Genomic DNA, 15,534 nt, shown 5'->3' on the forward strand with positions numbered 1-15,534 from the left:
CCCCGCTGCGGCCGGCACGGACACCGGCGGCGGCCACTAGACTGGAAAGGTGAGCGATATTGACGCGGCGGCGGGGCGCTACACCACCATCGCCGCAGAGCACCGCTCCGAACTCGAGATAAAACGCTCCCGCTTCATCACCGTGCTGCGGCGCACTGAAACCGAGGAGCAGGCCCGTGCCCTGGTGGCGGACCTGCGCCGGGAGTTCCATGACGCCCGGCACCACTGCAGCGCCTTCGTGCTCGGCCCGGCCCGTGAGGTCCAGCGCTCCAGCGACGACGGCGAGCCTTCCGGCACCGCCGGCATCCCGATGCTGGAGGCACTCACCAAGCGGGAAACGTTTCGCGGGGCCACCGACCTCAGTGATATCACCGCGGTGACCGTTCGGTACTTCGGCGGCATCCTGCTTGGTGCCGGCGGACTGGTCCGTGCCTACTCTGAGTCCGTCTCCTCCGCCCTTGCCTCCGCGCCTCTGCTCCGGCGGCGCCGGATGCAGCTTTACGGCATTCCCGCAGGACACTCAGCGGCCGGACGGCTGGAAAACGATCTCCGCACGGCAGGCGTCAGCGTGCTGGGAACGGAGTACTCGGCCGCAGGTGCCTCCATCAATGTCGCACTGCCGGACACCCCGGAAGCTCTGGCGGCCTTCCACGCACGTCTCGCCTCCTTGACCGCCGGAGCCTCCGAGCCGGTCCCCCTAGGAACAGAATGGATTGACCGTGACTGACCCTGTACCGGGCCGGACCGACTTTGATTTCGCCCGGCTGCGCCGCCGGCCTGACGTGGAGGCCCCCAACCTCCAGGCCTGGGACGCTGCGGACCGGCTCCTGCTGGACACGGCTGCCGCCGACCTCGAAGCGGCGGCGGACGCCGGCCGGCCGGGCGGCGTCGTCGTCATCGGCGATGCCTACGGTGCCCTGACCCTCGGAGCGGCGGCCGGTTACGGGCTGCGCAGCCTCCGCGTCCATCAGGATCCGCTGAGCGGTGAACAGGCGCTGGAGGCAAACGCCGCGGAGCTGGGGCTGGCGGACGCGTTTACGCACCATGCCCTCACGGCACCGCTCGTGAAGGGCGCCCGTGTGGTGCTGCTGCGGCTGCCGCGCTCGCTGGCGGCACTGGAAGAGATTGCGGCACTGGTCGCAGCCTCCGCCGCGCCGGACGTCACTGTGTACGCAGGGGGCCGGATCAAGCACATGACTCCGGCCATGAACGAGGTTCTGGCGCGCTGGTTCGGCTCGGTGACGGCAGGGCTCGGGCGGCAGAAGTCTCGCGTCCTGACTGCAGCCTCTCCCCTGCCGCCGGAGCAGCGTCCGGTGACGCGTTTTCCGGTGTCCCAGCGGCACGACGTCGGGCTGGCGCAGCCGCTGGAACTCTGGGCCTACGGGGCGGCGTTCGGCGGGGCCGCGCTGGACCCGGGCACCCGGTTCCTGCTGCCGCATCTGGCCGGGGCCCGCGCAGCCGAACACGCCGTGGACCTGGGCTGCGGAACGGGAACCATTGCTGCGTACCTGGCGCTGACGCGTCCGGGCCTGCGGGTCCTGGCAACGGATCAGTCCGCCGCGGCCGCCGCGTCCGCCGAGCGGACCCTGGCCGCCAACGGCGTGGCTGACCGCGCCGTCGTTGCCCGTGCCGATGCCCTGGCTCCGCTTCCCGATAAGTCCGAAGACCTGGTGGTGCTGAACCCGCCCTTCCACGTCGGGGCGGCGGTGTATGCCGGCATTGCCCTGAAGCTCTTCGCGGACGCCGGCCGCGTCCTCAAACCGGGCGGGGAGCTGTGGGCCGTCTGGAACAGCCACCTGTTGTACAAACCCGCCCTGACGCGGCTGGTGGGGCCCACCCGCGAGGTTGCCCGCAACCCGAAGTTCACAGTTACCGTCAGTACCCAGCGCTAAACGCGCGCCCTGGGAACGGAACCTCCCGCCGTTCCGGTTCCTTCACAGCGACACGCCCAAACCACCTGAGAGAGCGCTCTCTTGACAGTGATCCACATCACTCCTAGGCTGTGGACCAAGTCAAGAGAGCGCTCTCTCGGTATGGAGTCTGATCCGGCTGGGCGTCTGACCCCGTTTCATCCACATAAAGTCCCGCCTCCGCGGATCCCCGCCCAGAGCACCATAACGGCACGGTCCACTGCCCGGGATTATTACTTGCTCTACCCACACACAAAGGAGTGACCGTGAAGAATTTCCGACATCCCGCGGCGGCAATCGCAGGTGCCGCCGTAGTGGCACTGCTGGCCGTAGGCTGCGGCGGCGGCGGCGGCGAGGATGAGGCGGCAAGTGCCGACAATCCCGTTGAACTGACCGTCACCACCTTCGGCACCTTCGGCTATGACGATCTCTACGAAGAGTACGAGAAGGCCAATCCCGGAATCACCATCAAGCCCACCAACATCGACACCGGCGGCAACGCGCGCACTGACGCGTTCACCAAACTGTCCGCCGGCTCCGGCCTGAGTGATGTTGTAGCCATCGAAGAAGGTTGGCTCGGGGCCATCATGGAGGTCTCCGACAAGTTCGTTGACCTCAACGAGTACGGTGCCGAAGACATCAAGGACCGCTGGGTGGACTGGAAGTACGAGCAGGGCACCGACAGCGAGGGACGGGTGATCGGTTACGGCACCGACATCGGCCCCGCAGGCATGTGCTACAACGGCAAGCTGTTCGAAGCCGCCGGCATGCCCAGCGACCGCGAGTCCGTTGCGGAGCTCTTCGGCGGCGAGGACGCCACCTGGGAAACATACTTCGATCTCGGCCGCGAGTACCACGAGAAGACCGGGAAGCCCTGGTTCGACCAGAACGGCTTCGTCTGGAACTCCATGGTCAACCAGATGGACGAGGGCTACTACACCGCCGACGGTGAACTCAACATCGAAGGCAACAAGGAGATGGAGGACAAGTTCGCCCAGCTGGCTTCGGCCACCCAGGACGGCCTGTCAGCCAACCAGGAAGAATGGAACTGGGGCAACGGCCAGGGCTTCCTGGACGGCTCGTTCGCCACGTTCGTCTGCCCCGGATGGATGCTCGGCACCATCCAGAGTTCCATTGAATCGGCAGGCGGCGGCACCGACAGCGGCTGGGACTTCGCCGATGTCTTCCCGGGCGGTGCCTCCAACTGGGGCGGCGCATTCCTCTCCGTTCCGGAAACCTCAGAGCACAAGACCGAAGCTGCAAAGCTCGCAGCATGGCTGACCCACCCGGACCAGCAGGTCAAGCAGAGTGCTGCAGCGAACAACTTCCCCAGCACGCTTGACGCACAGAAGGAACTTGCTGAGGCTGCTGCGCCGAACGAGTACTTCAACAACGCGCCAACCGGAGCAATTCTGGCCTCCCGCGCAGAAGGCGTCATCGCGCAGTTCAAGGGTCCTGATGACTCAGTCATCCAGGAGAACGTCTTTGGCCCCGCCCTGGATCGCCTGGAAACGGGCGACACCGATACGGAAGGCGCCTGGGCGGAAGCGCTCAAGCTCCTCGACGAGCTGGTTATCAGCAACAACTAGCACCATCGACCGGGGGCCTTCGGCAGGACCGAAGGCCCCCCTTGGAGTTCGAGAGTCCTATGACCACTACACTAAGCCGTCCCGACACGGCCAGCCCGGAGATCCCCCGGCCCACCTTCCGTCAACGTCTGCAGGTCTGGGACGTCAAGGCTTCCCCTTACCTGTACGTCTCCCCCTTCTTCATCGTTTTCGCGATTGTGGGGTTGTTCCCGCTCCTGTTTACCTTCTATGTCTCGGTGCACGACTGGCATCTGCTCAAAGGGCAGGGCGAGTTCGTGGGGCTGCAGAACTTCCGGGACGTGCTGGGCGACCGGTTCTTCTGGAACTCGATGCTCAACACCTTCAGCATCTTCCTCCTCTCGGCCATTCCGCAGCTGGCAGTGGCGCTGTTCCTGGCTGCAGTGCTGGACCAGCAGCTGCGGGCGCGCACCTTCTGGCGCATGAGCATCCTGCTGCCCTACGTGGTGACTCCGGTGGCCGTGGCCCTGATCTTCACCAACATGTTCGGTGAGGAGTACGGGCTGATCAACAACCTGCTGGGCAACCTGGGCATCGACCCCATCCTCTGGAAAACGGAGACGCTTCCCAGCCACTTTGCGATCGCCACGATGGTTAACTGGCGCTGGACCGGGTACAACGCCCTGATCCTCCTCGCAGCAATGCAGTCGGTTCCGCGGGATATCTACGAATCGGCCGCGCTGGACGGTGCCGGTCCCTTCCGCCGGTTCTTCAGCATTACGCTTCCCAGCATCCGCCCCACGATGATCTTCGTGGTGATCACCTCCACCATCGGCGGACTGCAGATCTTCTCCGAACCGCGGCTGTTCGACGCAGTGACGGCCGGCGGAAGCCAGCGCCAGTTCCAGACCACTGTGCTTTACCTCTGGGAGATGGCCTTCCAGCGCCAGAACTTCGGCGAGGCTTCTGCCATTGCCTGGCTCCTGTTCCTGATCATCGTGCTGGTAGGCCTGGTCAACTTCATGATCTCCAAGAGCATCGCCACGGCGGACACAAAACCCCGCCGGGTTAGGAGCAAGCGATGAGCGTTATGCAAAGAGCCCGTGCCATACCCGGCACCGGCATCGACTCCGGGTCAGGAAAACCGGTACGGAAATCCCGGAAGGGCGTGTCGCTGGTTGACGGCCGCCGCCCGGGCTTCCTCACCTACGGGATCCTCTTGGCTTTCCTCATCGGATCCGCCTACCCGCTGTGGTGGTCCACCGTCATAGGCAGCCGCTCCAACGAGGCGCTGGGCCTGGACTGGCCCCCGCTGCTGCCGGGAGGAAATTTCTGGAGCAATGCCGCCGAGGTCTTCGACACGGTGCCGTTCTGGAAGGCACTCGGTAACAGCATCCTGATTTCCGGGACGATCACCGTTTCCGTGGTCCTTTTCTCCACCCTGGCAGGCTACGCCTTCGCCAAGCTCAAGTTCCGCGGCAACGGCATACTGATGGTGACGGTGATCGCCACCATGGCCATCCCGACACAGCTGGGCATCATCCCCTTGTTTATGGTGATGCAGCGGCTGGGCTGGACGGGTGAGGTCGGTGCCGTCATCGTGCCCAGCCTGGTCACCGCGTTCGGGGTCTTCTTTATGCGCCAGTACCTCGTGGACACCATCCCCGACGAGCTGATTGAATCCGCGCGCATGGACGGGGCCAACATGATCAAGACGTTCTGGCATGTTGCCCTGCCCGCCGCGAGGCCTGCCATGGCCATCCTCAGCCTGTTCACGTTCATGATGGCGTGGACTGATTTCATGTGGCCGCTGCTGGTGCTGGGCACCAGCAATCCGACGCTGCAGACGGCACTGAGCCAGCTGCAGTCTGCCCGGTACGTGGACTACTCCGTGGTCCTGACCGGTGCCGTCCTGGCCACCATCCCCCTGCTGATCCTCTTTGTTTTGGCAGGGAAACAACTTATATCCGGAATTATGCAGGGAGCAGTGAAGGGTTAATGACGAACAATATGCCACAGCGGAACAGCTGGCCGGACGGTTTCATCTGGGGATCAGCTACCGCTGCCGCACAGATTGAGGGTGCGGCCTGGGAGGACGGAAAGGAAGATTCCGTCTGGGACGCCTTCTCCCGCATCCCGGGACGCACGCTCAACGGCCACACCCCGGAGACCGCGGTGGACCATTACCACCGGATGCCGGCCGACGTCGCCCTCATGAAGGAACTCGGCCTGGACTCCTACCGGTTCTCCACCAGCTGGGCCCGGGTCCGCCCGGGAGACCGCAGCACCAACGCCAAGGGGCTGGACTTCTACTCCCGGCTGGTGGACGAACTCCTGGAAGCGGGAATCCTGCCCTGGCTGACCCTCTACCACTGGGACCTGCCGCAGGCACTGGAGGAAAAGGGCGGGTGGGCGAACCGCGACACGGCCTACCGTTTTGCCGAGTACGCCAATGATGTCTACACCGCCCTGGGCGACCGGGTGCAGCACTGGACCACGTTCAACGAACCGTTCTGCTCCTCCCTGCTGGGCTACGGCTCCGGCGTCCACGCGCCCGGCCGGCAGGAACCCCGTGCGGCCATCGCTGCCGTGCACCATCAGCATCTGGCGCACGGCCTGGCCGTCGCCGAACTCCGAGACCGCGGCGCCCAGCAGCTGGGCATCACACTCAACCTCAGCAACTCCATCCCCCTCGACGCCGCGGATCCGGTGGACCTGGAAGCGGCCCGGCTCTTTGATTCCCTGCAGAACCGCATCTTCCTGGACCCCATCCTTCGGGGTGCGTACCCGGAAGACACCCTGACGGATCTTGAGCCTTTCGGCCTGCGCGAAGTCATCCTCGACGGGGACCTGGAGATCATCGGGACTCCGATCGATTTCCTGGGCGTGAACCATTACCACGACGACCAGATCAGCGGGCACCCGGACACGAGTGGTGCTGACGGCCATTCGGGAGGCTCGGGCCGGCCGGTGGCCTCACCCTGGATCGGTGCCGAACACATCACCTTCCCCACCCGGGGACTTCCCCGGACCGCCATGGGCTGGGAGGTCAACCCTGACGGGCTGCGCAGGCTCCTGGTCCGGCTGGGCGAGGAATACCCGACGCTGCCCCCGCTCTACGTCACCGAAAACGGCGCGGCCTACAACGACGCCGTGAGCACGGACGGATCGGTGCATGACCCGGAACGCACCCAGTTCATCCTGGACCACATCGCCGCCGTCGGGCGTGCCGTTGACGCCGGCGCGGATGTGCGCGGGTACTTCGTCTGGTCGCTGCTGGACAACTTCGAGTGGTCCTGGGGCTACAACAAGCGGTTCGGGATTGTGCGCGTCGATTACGACACCATGGCGCGTACGGTCAAGGACAGCGGCCACGCCTACAGTGCCCTGATTGCTGAGCTCCGCGGCACGGGTACGCATGGGCGCCGGGCTGCAGAAACCGCACCGGTTGCCTAAGTGACCGTAAACTGGGGGCCGGCCTGCTTTTTCCGCCGGGCGGAACCGAAGTCAGTACAGGGAGATAAGAATGAGTGCTGAACCCGGCAGCAGGCCGGCCCCCACCCTGGAAATGGTGGCCGCACTGGCCGGCGTTTCCCGCGCCACCGTGTCCCGCGTGGTCAACGGATCGCCGTCCGTCGCTCCGCACCTGGCCGAGTCCGTTGAGGAAGCCGTCCGGACGCTGAACTACGTGCCCAACCGTGCCGCGCGGACCCTGGCCATTCGGCGGACGTACACGGTAACCCTGCTGGTGCCGGAGTCTACCTCCAAGGTGTTCGCCGATCCGTTCTTCGCCACCGTGGTTGAAGGCGTCACCAAGTACCTGAACACCACCGACTACATGCTCAACATCGTCACCTCCTCGGAGGCCGATCCGGAGAAGACGCGCCGGTATTTGATGGGCGGCAACGTGGACGGCGTGCTCGTGGTTTCCCACCACAGCGGGGACCACTCCTGGGCCAGCCTGACGCACTCACTGCCGGTTGTCTTCGCCGGGCGGCCGCTGGTCAACGCCGACGAAAGCTATTTCGTGGAGGTCGACAACGAGGAAGGCGCGGTGGCGGCCACGACCCGCCTGGTGGAGGGCGGGCGACGTCACATCGCCACGATCGCCGGCCCCCAGGACATGCCGCCGGGCGTGGACCGGCTGGCCGGATGGCGCGCCGCGCTGGCTGCGGGCGGCCTGGACGACGCCCTGGTGGAAATCGGGGACTTCACCGTGACGTCCGGGGCGGCAGCCATGCGCCGCCTGCTCGAGCGGGACAAGCCGCTGGACGGCATCTTTGTTGCCAATGACCAGATGGCAGCCGGAGCCTACTCGGTCATCAAGGAGCGGGGCCTGCGCATCCCCGAGGACATCGCCGTCGTCGGCTTTGACGATGACTACTTTGCCACCAGTGTCAGCCCGGCCCTGACCACCATCCACCATCCCATCTCCGCCCTGGGGGAAAAGATGGCGGAGCTTCTTGTGGAACTCATCGAAGGCCGGCCGGCGGCACGCGTCTACCGGCTGCCCACTTCCCTGGTGCCCCGGGATTCTGCCTGAGGTCAGCCCTCGCCGTCGTCCAGCATCTGCGCGAACTCATCAGGGGTGACGATCCTGATGCCCAGCTGCTGGGCCTTGAGGAACTTGCGGCTCCCTGGGTGATGCGGCAAGGCCGTTGGCTGTTTCGTAGGCAAGGACCGCGGCGCGGAGGCGGTCGAAACGGTCGGCGGACATTTCCTCGACGTCGGTTCGCTCATAGGCCCTGGCCGCGGAAAGGGCCCGGGCTACGGACTGCTCGTAGTTCCCGGCCGTAATCTCCGGCCAGGCAGGTGAAAGACACGCCCGCACACAAAAGCGGACCCCCACCAAAGTGGAGGTCCGCTGATGGCGGTTACGCGGTCCGGGTTACCGGACTGCGGAACCTGGGGGAATTAGTTTCCCGTGAGCTTCTCGCGCAGTGCAGCCAGGGCTTCGTCGGAAGCCAGCGTGCCGGCACCCGTCTCTGCAACGGCAGGCTCGGAGGAGTAGCTGGTGGTGCCGGAATCGTTGGATTCCGATGCAGCAGCGATGTCCTCGGAGTTGTGCTGGGCGACCTGCTTCTTGTGGGCTTCCCAACGGGCCTGGGCGTCAGCGTACTGCTGCTCCCAAGCGGCGCGCTGGGTCTCGTAGCCTTCGAGCCATTCGTTGGACTCGGGGTCGAAGCCCTCCGGGTACTTGTAGTTGCCGGCTTCGTCGTACTCTGCGGCCATGCCGTACAGAGCCGGATCGAATTCGGTGCCCTCGGGATCGACGCCCTCGTTGGCCTGCTTGAGGGACAGCGAGATGCGGCGACGCTCAAGATCGATGTCGATGACCTTGACGAACAGTTCATCCCCAACGGAGACAACCTGCTCGGCGAGCTCCACGTGGCGGACTGCCAGCTCGGAGATGTGGACCAGGCCTTCGATGCCGTCTTCGACGCGGACGAACGCACCGAACGGAACCAGCTTGGTGACCTTACCCGGAACAACCTGGCCGAGGGCGTGGGTGCGGGCGAAGGTCTGCCACGGATCTTCCTGCGTAGCCTTCAGCGACAGGGAGACACGCTCGCGGTCGAGGTCAACTTCCAGAACCTCAACGGTGACTTCCTGGCCAACTTCGACAACCTCGGAGGGGTGGTCGATGTGCTTCCAGGACAGCTCGGAGACGTGGACGAGACCGTCTACGCCGCCAAGGTCCACGAATGCACCGAAGTTGACGATGGAGGAAACAACGCCCGGACGAACCTGGCCCTTTTCCAGCTTGTTGAGGAACGTGGAACGGACCTCGGACTGGGTCTGCTCGAGCCAGGCACGGCGGGACAGAACAACGTTGTTGCGGTTCTTGTCCAGCTCGATGATCTTGGCTTCGATCTGCTGACCGATGTACGGAGCCAGGTCGCGGACGCGACGCATCTCCACGAGGGATGCAGGCAGGAAGCCGCGCAGCCCGATGTCGAGGATAAGACCACCCTTGACAACCTCGATGACGGTACCGGTAACGACGCCGTCTTCTTCCTTGACCTTCTCGATGTCGCCCCAGGCACGCTCGTACTGAGCACGCTTCTTGGAGAGGATCAGACGGCCTTCTTTGTCTTCCTTGGTGAGCACCAGGGCTTCGACCTGATCGCCGACGGAGACAACGTCTCCGGGATCAACGTCGTGCTTGATGGAAAGCTCGCGGGAAGGAATGACACCCTCGGTCTTGTAACCGATGTCGAGCAGGACCTCGTCGCGGTCAACCTTGACAACGGTACCTTCGACGAGATCGCCGTCGTTGAAGTACTTGATCGTTGCGTCAATCGCGGCGAGGAAGTCCTCGGCAGTACCGATGTCGTTGATGGCGACCTGCGGGGTACCGGACTTCTCGTTGGTGGTGATGGTCATGTAGTTGGGACTCCGATGTGGAAGTTGTTTTGTATTCCGGACTGGTTTCCACTAACCGGCGGGATTAACCGCAGGCAAGATACTTGCCCAAGTGAATGACGAAGGCACGTAGATGCCTGCGACGAACAGCTTGTTTGCCCGGAGATGGACAGGATTGGTAATAACTTGCGCTATTACGCGCCCGATCAGTCTAGCCGGATGCGCCAACGCAGGTCAAAGGGAACCGCTGTGCCGCCGGCACTAAAATACCTGCCTGCCACTCAGGTGGTTAGAAATGCGTGCTGCAGTACGGTGCCGGGCCTGCGGTGAACAACTCTTCCAGGACGGCCAGCGCTTCCTCCCCGGCCCGCACTCCCCCGGCGGCCGCCAGGGTCCGCGCGCTGACTGCCCCCAGATAAAGGGACCCCAGGGCGGCCGCGCCCAGTTCCACCCGCGGGGCGTCCGGGTGCCCGCCGGGTCCGGCCGCGCGGACGGTCCCGACTCCGCCGCGTACTTCGAGCAGGAAGGTTCCCGCTGCCAGCCCCAACGGATCATCGACGTCGAGCACCACCGTGCCGTCGCCGAAGTAGCCGCGGGCCGCAAGGGCGGCCGCGGGATCCAGGATCCGCAGCCACAGGACGTCCGCGACGTCCTTCACCTTGTAGCGCCGCCGGTCCGCAAGCATCCAGGGCAGCGGATCCTCCACGGGCGCTTCGCTGAAGGTCAGCCGGTCCACCAGGTCAATGGAACCGAGGTAGCGCCACAGTTCGCGGTACGCCTCGTCGCTGGCCGCCACCAGGTCAGTGATCTTCACTGTGTGCGGCTCGTGCTGCCAGCCCAGGGACTTGTAGGCCGCGTAGCCGTCCGGGACGCCGTCTGCGTTGTACCGGAGAACACCGCGTACGGCCATATCCGGGTCCGTGTTTTCCCCGTTCCACTTCCCGGCAGCACGCATGGCGTACGCATGCTGCCGGCCAGGGCGCCGAAGGTGCGCTCCAAGTGGGCACGGAAGATGTCAGGCACCAGCCCCCGGAGCTTGTCGGCGTCGGCAATCGCGATGCTGCCGCGCGGCGGCGAGGTGAACTCCAGGTTGCCGCGGGTCTCCAGTTCGACGCCGGCGGTGGAGGTCGCGGCGCCGAAACCGAAGCGCCCGTAAATGGTTGCCTCGGACGCGGTGAGGGCTGCCAGCGCCAGTCCGGAGTCCTTGGCCCGGGCGAGGTCCGCGGTAATCATCCGCCGCAGGATACCCCGGCGCCGGTGGGTGGGCCGGACGGTGACCGCCGTGACCAGGTGCGCGGGCAGCAGTGCGCTTCCCCCGACGTTCAGGTCATTGACCATGGTGGCGTAGGTGGCCACGGGCACTGCCGGGTCCCAGGCGTACTCCGGCAGGCGATCGTCGTACACCGCCGTCAGGACGCGTCCGTCCCGCAGGTAACCGTCCACCTGGGCAGGCAGCCGCTCCTCTTTGGTGCGGTCCTCATGGAAGCCCAGGTTAACGGCGTCGAACCACCTGGCGGTCTGCTCATCAGCCTTGGCCGGGTCCGCTGCGTCGTACCCGGCCGGGAAGGACTCAAACCGGAGCCCGTCGGCGGTGCTGCCGGTGCTGCCGTCCGTACTGCGGTCCGTGCCCATGGTTCCCCCTGTGGCTATGCTGCGGGTCCCTCCCGCTTAATGCCCTGCCTCGTGCCAGCTGATGCCCTCGCCGACGGAGACGTCCAGCGGAACGGACAGATCCGCCGCGGAGCCCATCTGCGCCCGCACCAGCTTCTCCACCGCGTCCCGCTCTCCGGGGGCGACTTCGAGGACCAGTTCATCATGGACCTGCAGCAGCATCCGGGATTTCAGCCCCTGCGCCTTCAGTTCCCGGTCCACGCCGAGCATGGCCTTCTTGATGATGTCCGCTGCGGATCCCTGGATGGGTGCGTTGAGCGCCGCACGTTCAGCCATTTCGCGCAGCTGCCGGTTGTCGCTGGACAGGTCCGGCAGGTACCGGCGGCGGCCCTCGATGGTCGAGGTGAAACCGTCCTTGCGGGCCTGCTCGACGACGCCGCGCAGGTAGTCGCGCACGGCACCGAACCGCTCGAAGTAGTCGCGGATAAGGGTCCGGGCTTCATCCACCGGGATAGCCAGCTGTTTGGACAGGCCAAACGAACTCAGTCCGTAGACCAGGCCGTAGGACATGGCCTTGACCTTCGAGCGCATGGCACTGGTGACCTCTTCGGGTGCCACGTTGAACACGTGCGAACCGACAAAGCGGTGCAGGTCCTCGCCCGCCTGGAAGGCGGAGATCAGCCCTTCGTCACCGGACAGGTGTGCCATGATGCGCATTTCGATCTGCGAGTAGTCCGCGGTGAGCAGCGAGTCGTAGCCTTCACCGACCACGAAGACCTCGCGGATGCGGCGGCCCTCTTCGGAACGGATCGGGATGTTCTGCAGGTTCGGGTTGATCGAGGACAGCCGTCCGGTGGCCGCCACCGTCTGCGCGTAGGTGGTGTGGATGCGGCCGTCGTCGGCTACGGACTTCCGCAGCCCCTCCACCGTGGAACGCAGCTTGGACGCGTCACGGAACGCCAGCAGCTGCTCCAGGAACGGGTGTCCGGTCTTCACGATCAGGTCCGTCAGCGCGTCCGCGTCGGTGGAGTACCCGGTCTTGATCTTCTTGGTCTTCGGCAGGCCGAGTTCGTCGAACAGGACCGCCTGCAGCTGCTTCGGGGAGCCGAGGTTGATCTCCTTGCCGATGATCCGGAAGGCTTCCTCGCTCACACGGGCGATGGTGGCGCTGAAATCGTCCAGCAGCCGGTCCAGCTTCTCGGAGGATACGGCAATGCCGGCCAGTTCCATTTCCGCGAGGACCTCGGACAGCGGCAGTTCCAGCCCGCCGAGCAGCTGGTTGGCGCCGCGCTCCACGAGCTGGCCGGCAAAGTGCTCGCTCAGCCGCAGGGCGGCAAAGGCCTTGGACACGGCGGGCGTGGCTGCGTCCTCGTCACCGAGGGACAGTTCCAGCTGGTTGCTGGCGGCCGCGGCCGGCACAATGTTCATCCGCAGGTGGTACTGGGCCAGGTCCGCCAGCTCGTAGCTGCGGCGGTCCGGCTGGATCAGGTAGCCGGAGATCGCGGTGTCGTCGACTTCCCCGGCCAGGTGCAGGCCGCGGGCGGCCAGTGCCTTGTAGGCCTCCTTGAAATCGTGCACCACCTTCGGCTCGTCCCGGTCCGCCAGCCAGGCCGCGAGGACCTGCTCGGCGTCGGCGTCGAGTTCGGTCAGGGGCACGTAGGCGGCGGCTGCATCGGTGACGAGGGCAAGGCCGACGACGTCGCGCGCCCCTGCCGCACCCTCGGTGACCAGCTGCACGGCTGTCCGGGCCTGGTTGGTGGAGCGGATCCAGGTCCCGAGCTCCCCGGCGTCGGTGATGATGCTGTGTGCGGGCGCGGCCACTTCGTTGTGCGCGGCGCTCTCGCCCTCTTCCTCCCCGTAGACGTCGAAGAGCCGCTTGCGCAGTGCGTTGAACTGCAGGGCGTCGAAGAGTTCCTCGATGGCCTCCCGGTCCGGCCGGCGGGCAGCCATGGCCTCAAGCTCCACGGGAAGGTCCAGGTCCCGGAGCAGCCGGTTCAGGCGCCGGTTCCGCTTGACGTCTTCGATGTTCTCGCGCAGGGAATCGCCGACCTTGCCCTTGATGGAGTCCAGGTTCTCGAGAATCCCCTCGAGCCCGCCGTAAAGCTTGATCCACTTCGCAGCGGTCTTGGGTCCGACGCCGGGCACGCCGGGGAGGTTGTCCGCACTCTCACCCACGAGGGCGGCGAGGTCGGAGTACTTGTCCGGGGGAACCAGGTACTTGGCTTCCACAGCTGCCGCGTCCATCCGCGGCAGGTCGGAGACACCCTTCTTCGGGTAGAACACGGTGACGTGGTCATCCACCAGCTGGAAGGCATCCCGGTCTCCCGAAACGACCATAACGTCCCAGTTGAGGGCGGAGGCCTTTTCCGCCAGGGTTGCCAGGATGTCGTCCGCTTCGTACCCGTCCATCGACAGGGTGGGAATGCGCATGGCTTCCATGACCTTGATAATCAGGTCAATCTGGCCGTGGAACTCCTCGGGGGTCTTGTTCCGCCCGCCCTTGTATTCGGTGTATTCCTCCGACCGGAACGTAGGGGTATCCAGGTCAAAGGCGACGGCCACGTGAGTGGGCTTCTCCTCCTTGATCAGGTTGATCAGCATGGAGGTGAAACCGTAGACGGCGTTGGTGTGCTGGCCTGTGTCGGTGGAGAAGTTCTCGGCGGGGAGCGCGTAGAAGGCCCGGAACGCCATGGAGTGCCCGTCAATCACCAGCAGCCGGTTGTGCCCTCCGGCGTTCACGGTTCCCAGGGAAGCGGCGGCTGCACCGGCAGACGGGGTGCTTGGGTTTTCGACGGCGGTAGTGCTGTCTTCCGTGTCGCCGTTCATGTTGCCGTTAAGGGGGGTCGTGGCCAGTTTGGTAGATTCACTCACAAATGCAAGCCTAGTTGCCATGAGCGAGATTTTCACGCCGGGCCCTGCCGGCCGTCAGGCGGACACCAACCCCCACAAGCAGGAACTCATCGACGCCGGTGTGCCGGAGGAGATGCATGACTGGCTGTCCGCGCACGGCGTCGGCCGGCTGGTGGCGAAGATGGGCATCCGCTTCCTCGAAATGACCGCGGACCGGCTGGTGGCCACGATGCCGGTGGAGGGCAACGAACAGGTGGCAGGCATCCTGCACGGCGGCGCGCACCTGGTCCTCGCCGAGACCCTCGGCTCCTTCGGCGCAGGCATCCACGCCGGACCCGGGCGGCACGCCGTCGGCATAGAAATCGGTGCCACGCACCACCGGTCCGCGTCCTCCGGGCTGGTCACCGGAACGGCCACCGCCGTGCACCTGGGGAACACCCTCACCACGCATGAAGTGGTCATGACCGACGAGGAAGGCCGCAGGCTCTCCACGGCCCGCATCACGAACATGATCCGCGAGTCCCGCTAAGCGTCCGGCTGCCCGCCGAATTCATAGCACAGGCGGATGCTGCCGTCGGCGGACGGGCCGGCGCTGAGCAGCACGGCCGGCCGCGCCGCGGCCGGCCGCGCCGCGGCCGGCAGCAGGGGCAGGGGCAGCAGGGAGCGGCCCTGCCTGAGCAGGACCGGATGCACCACGAGGCGCAGTTCGTCCAGCAGTCCGTGATGCAGATACTGGCCGGCCAGGTCGGCGCCGCGCACCCATATCTCTCCCCCGTTGGCCGACTCCGAGATGTCCGCGGCGAATTCCCCCACCGGGCCGCGGACAAACATAATGTCGGCCCCCGGGACGCCGGGAAACTCATGGTGTGTGTAAACCCACACGGGTTTGGGCGGACAGTCCCACGCAGGGGAACCGCTCTCCCCCGGCTCCTGCAGCCGGGCATAGGTACCCGCACCCATCACGACGGCGCCGGCGTTTGCGGGTGATTCCGCCTCCTGGAATCCCCCGTTGCCCCGCCGGTCGGCGTCGTTGTGGGCGTTGAATCCGTCCAGGGACACGGAGGCGTAGTACACGGTGCGCACCATGACGCCATGCTAGCCATCCGGAGGCCGAACAGATATGGGCTGCGCCACAGAACGCACCCCGGGCGGAATAGGTTCAGCGGGGTCCCGGTTGCCGCCTATGGAACGTGACTGCCGTTCCCGGGCCTGCCTCTGCGGGTGCCGGCGGCGGCAAACTAGAGGAAGAG

13 protein-coding genes are annotated in these 15,534 nt (G+C 65.6%); 8 read left to right on the plus strand and 5 right to left on the minus strand.

Features of this window, described 5'->3' with window-relative positions:
* Positions 1-49: 49 nt before the first annotated feature.
* The 7 genes from NNX37_RS09200 (at position 50) to NNX37_RS09230 (ending at position 8,000) form a co-directional block, all read left to right on the plus strand.
* Complete coding sequence (locus tag NNX37_RS09200; protein WP_255792141.1) at positions 50-727, plus strand: IMPACT family protein; 678 nt, start codon at positions 50-52, stop codon at positions 725-727.
* A complete protein-coding gene (locus NNX37_RS09205) occupies positions 720-1,892 on the plus strand; it encodes a class I SAM-dependent methyltransferase (RefSeq protein ID WP_255792142.1) in 1,173 nt (390 codons plus the stop codon). The genes NNX37_RS09200 and NNX37_RS09205 overlap by 8 nt, the downstream gene beginning before the upstream one ends.
* Before the next feature lie 284 nt (positions 1,893-2,176).
* On the plus strand, positions 2,177-3,499 hold the full coding sequence (locus tag NNX37_RS09210; protein ID WP_255792143.1) for an ABC transporter substrate-binding protein: 1,323 nt from the start codon (positions 2,177-2,179) through the stop codon (positions 3,497-3,499).
* A gap of 59 nt (positions 3,500-3,558) precedes the next feature.
* Positions 3,559-4,542, plus strand: coding sequence for a carbohydrate ABC transporter permease (locus NNX37_RS09215; RefSeq protein WP_255792144.1), 984 nt, complete (start codon positions 3,559-3,561; stop codon positions 4,540-4,542).
* The gene (locus NNX37_RS09220; protein ID WP_407079940.1) at positions 4,539-5,456 is read left to right on the plus strand and encodes a carbohydrate ABC transporter permease; all 918 of its coding nucleotides are present in this window, start codon (positions 4,539-4,541) and stop codon (positions 5,454-5,456) included. The genes NNX37_RS09215 and NNX37_RS09220 overlap by 4 nt, the downstream gene beginning before the upstream one ends.
* Positions 5,456-6,913 (plus strand): GH1 family beta-glucosidase, encoded by a 1,458-nt coding sequence (locus NNX37_RS09225; RefSeq protein WP_255792145.1) that lies wholly within the window; start codon positions 5,456-5,458, stop codon positions 6,911-6,913. The genes NNX37_RS09220 and NNX37_RS09225 overlap by 1 nt, the downstream gene beginning before the upstream one ends.
* A gap of 70 nt (positions 6,914-6,983) precedes the next feature.
* Entirely contained in the window at positions 6,984-8,000 is a 1,017-nt protein-coding gene (locus tag NNX37_RS09230) for a LacI family DNA-binding transcriptional regulator (RefSeq protein ID WP_255792146.1), read from the plus strand.
* Positions 8,001-8,371: 371 nt separating this feature from the next.
* Here NNX37_RS09230 and rpsA read toward each other — a convergent pair whose 3' ends face one another.
* From rpsA to polA, 4 genes are all read right to left on the minus strand, one after another.
* A complete protein-coding gene (rpsA, locus tag NNX37_RS09235; protein WP_146362043.1) occupies positions 8,372-9,844 on the minus strand; it encodes a 30S ribosomal protein S1 in 1,473 nt (490 codons plus the stop codon).
* A gap of 268 nt (positions 9,845-10,112) precedes the next feature.
* Positions 10,113-10,733, minus strand: a complete 621-nt coding sequence (locus NNX37_RS09240) for a sterol carrier protein domain-containing protein (RefSeq protein ID WP_255792148.1) — start codon at positions 10,731-10,733, stop codon at positions 10,113-10,115.
* Positions 10,634-11,455, minus strand: coding sequence for a GNAT family N-acetyltransferase (locus NNX37_RS09245; protein WP_255792151.1), 822 nt, complete (start codon positions 11,453-11,455; stop codon positions 10,634-10,636). Before NNX37_RS09245 ends, NNX37_RS09240 begins: the two co-directional genes overlap by 100 nt.
* Before the next feature lie 36 nt (positions 11,456-11,491).
* Positions 11,492-14,260 carry a DNA polymerase I gene (polA, locus tag NNX37_RS09250; protein ID WP_407079950.1) on the minus strand — a complete coding sequence of 923 codons (2,769 nt, stop codon included), beginning with the start codon at positions 14,258-14,260 and terminating at the stop codon, positions 11,492-11,494.
* A gap of 64 nt (positions 14,261-14,324) precedes the next feature.
* Here polA and NNX37_RS09255 point away from each other — a divergent pair, with 64 nt between their 5' ends.
* On the plus strand, positions 14,325-14,813 hold the full coding sequence (locus tag NNX37_RS09255; RefSeq protein ID WP_255792154.1) for a hotdog fold thioesterase: 489 nt from the start codon (positions 14,325-14,327) through the stop codon (positions 14,811-14,813).
* On the opposite strand, the gene NNX37_RS09260 is transcribed toward NNX37_RS09255, so the two are convergent.
* Complete coding sequence (locus tag NNX37_RS09260) at positions 14,810-15,370, minus strand: dihydrofolate reductase family protein (RefSeq protein WP_255792155.1); 561 nt, start codon at positions 15,368-15,370, stop codon at positions 14,810-14,812. The two genes, NNX37_RS09255 and NNX37_RS09260, sit on opposite strands and share 4 nt — an antisense overlap.
* Positions 15,371-15,534 lie beyond the last annotated feature (164 nt).

The organism is Arthrobacter zhaoxinii, assembly GCF_024385505.1.
In the GTDB taxonomy this organism is placed as follows: domain Bacteria; phylum Actinomycetota; class Actinomycetes; order Actinomycetales; family Micrococcaceae; genus Arthrobacter_B; species Arthrobacter_B zhaoxinii.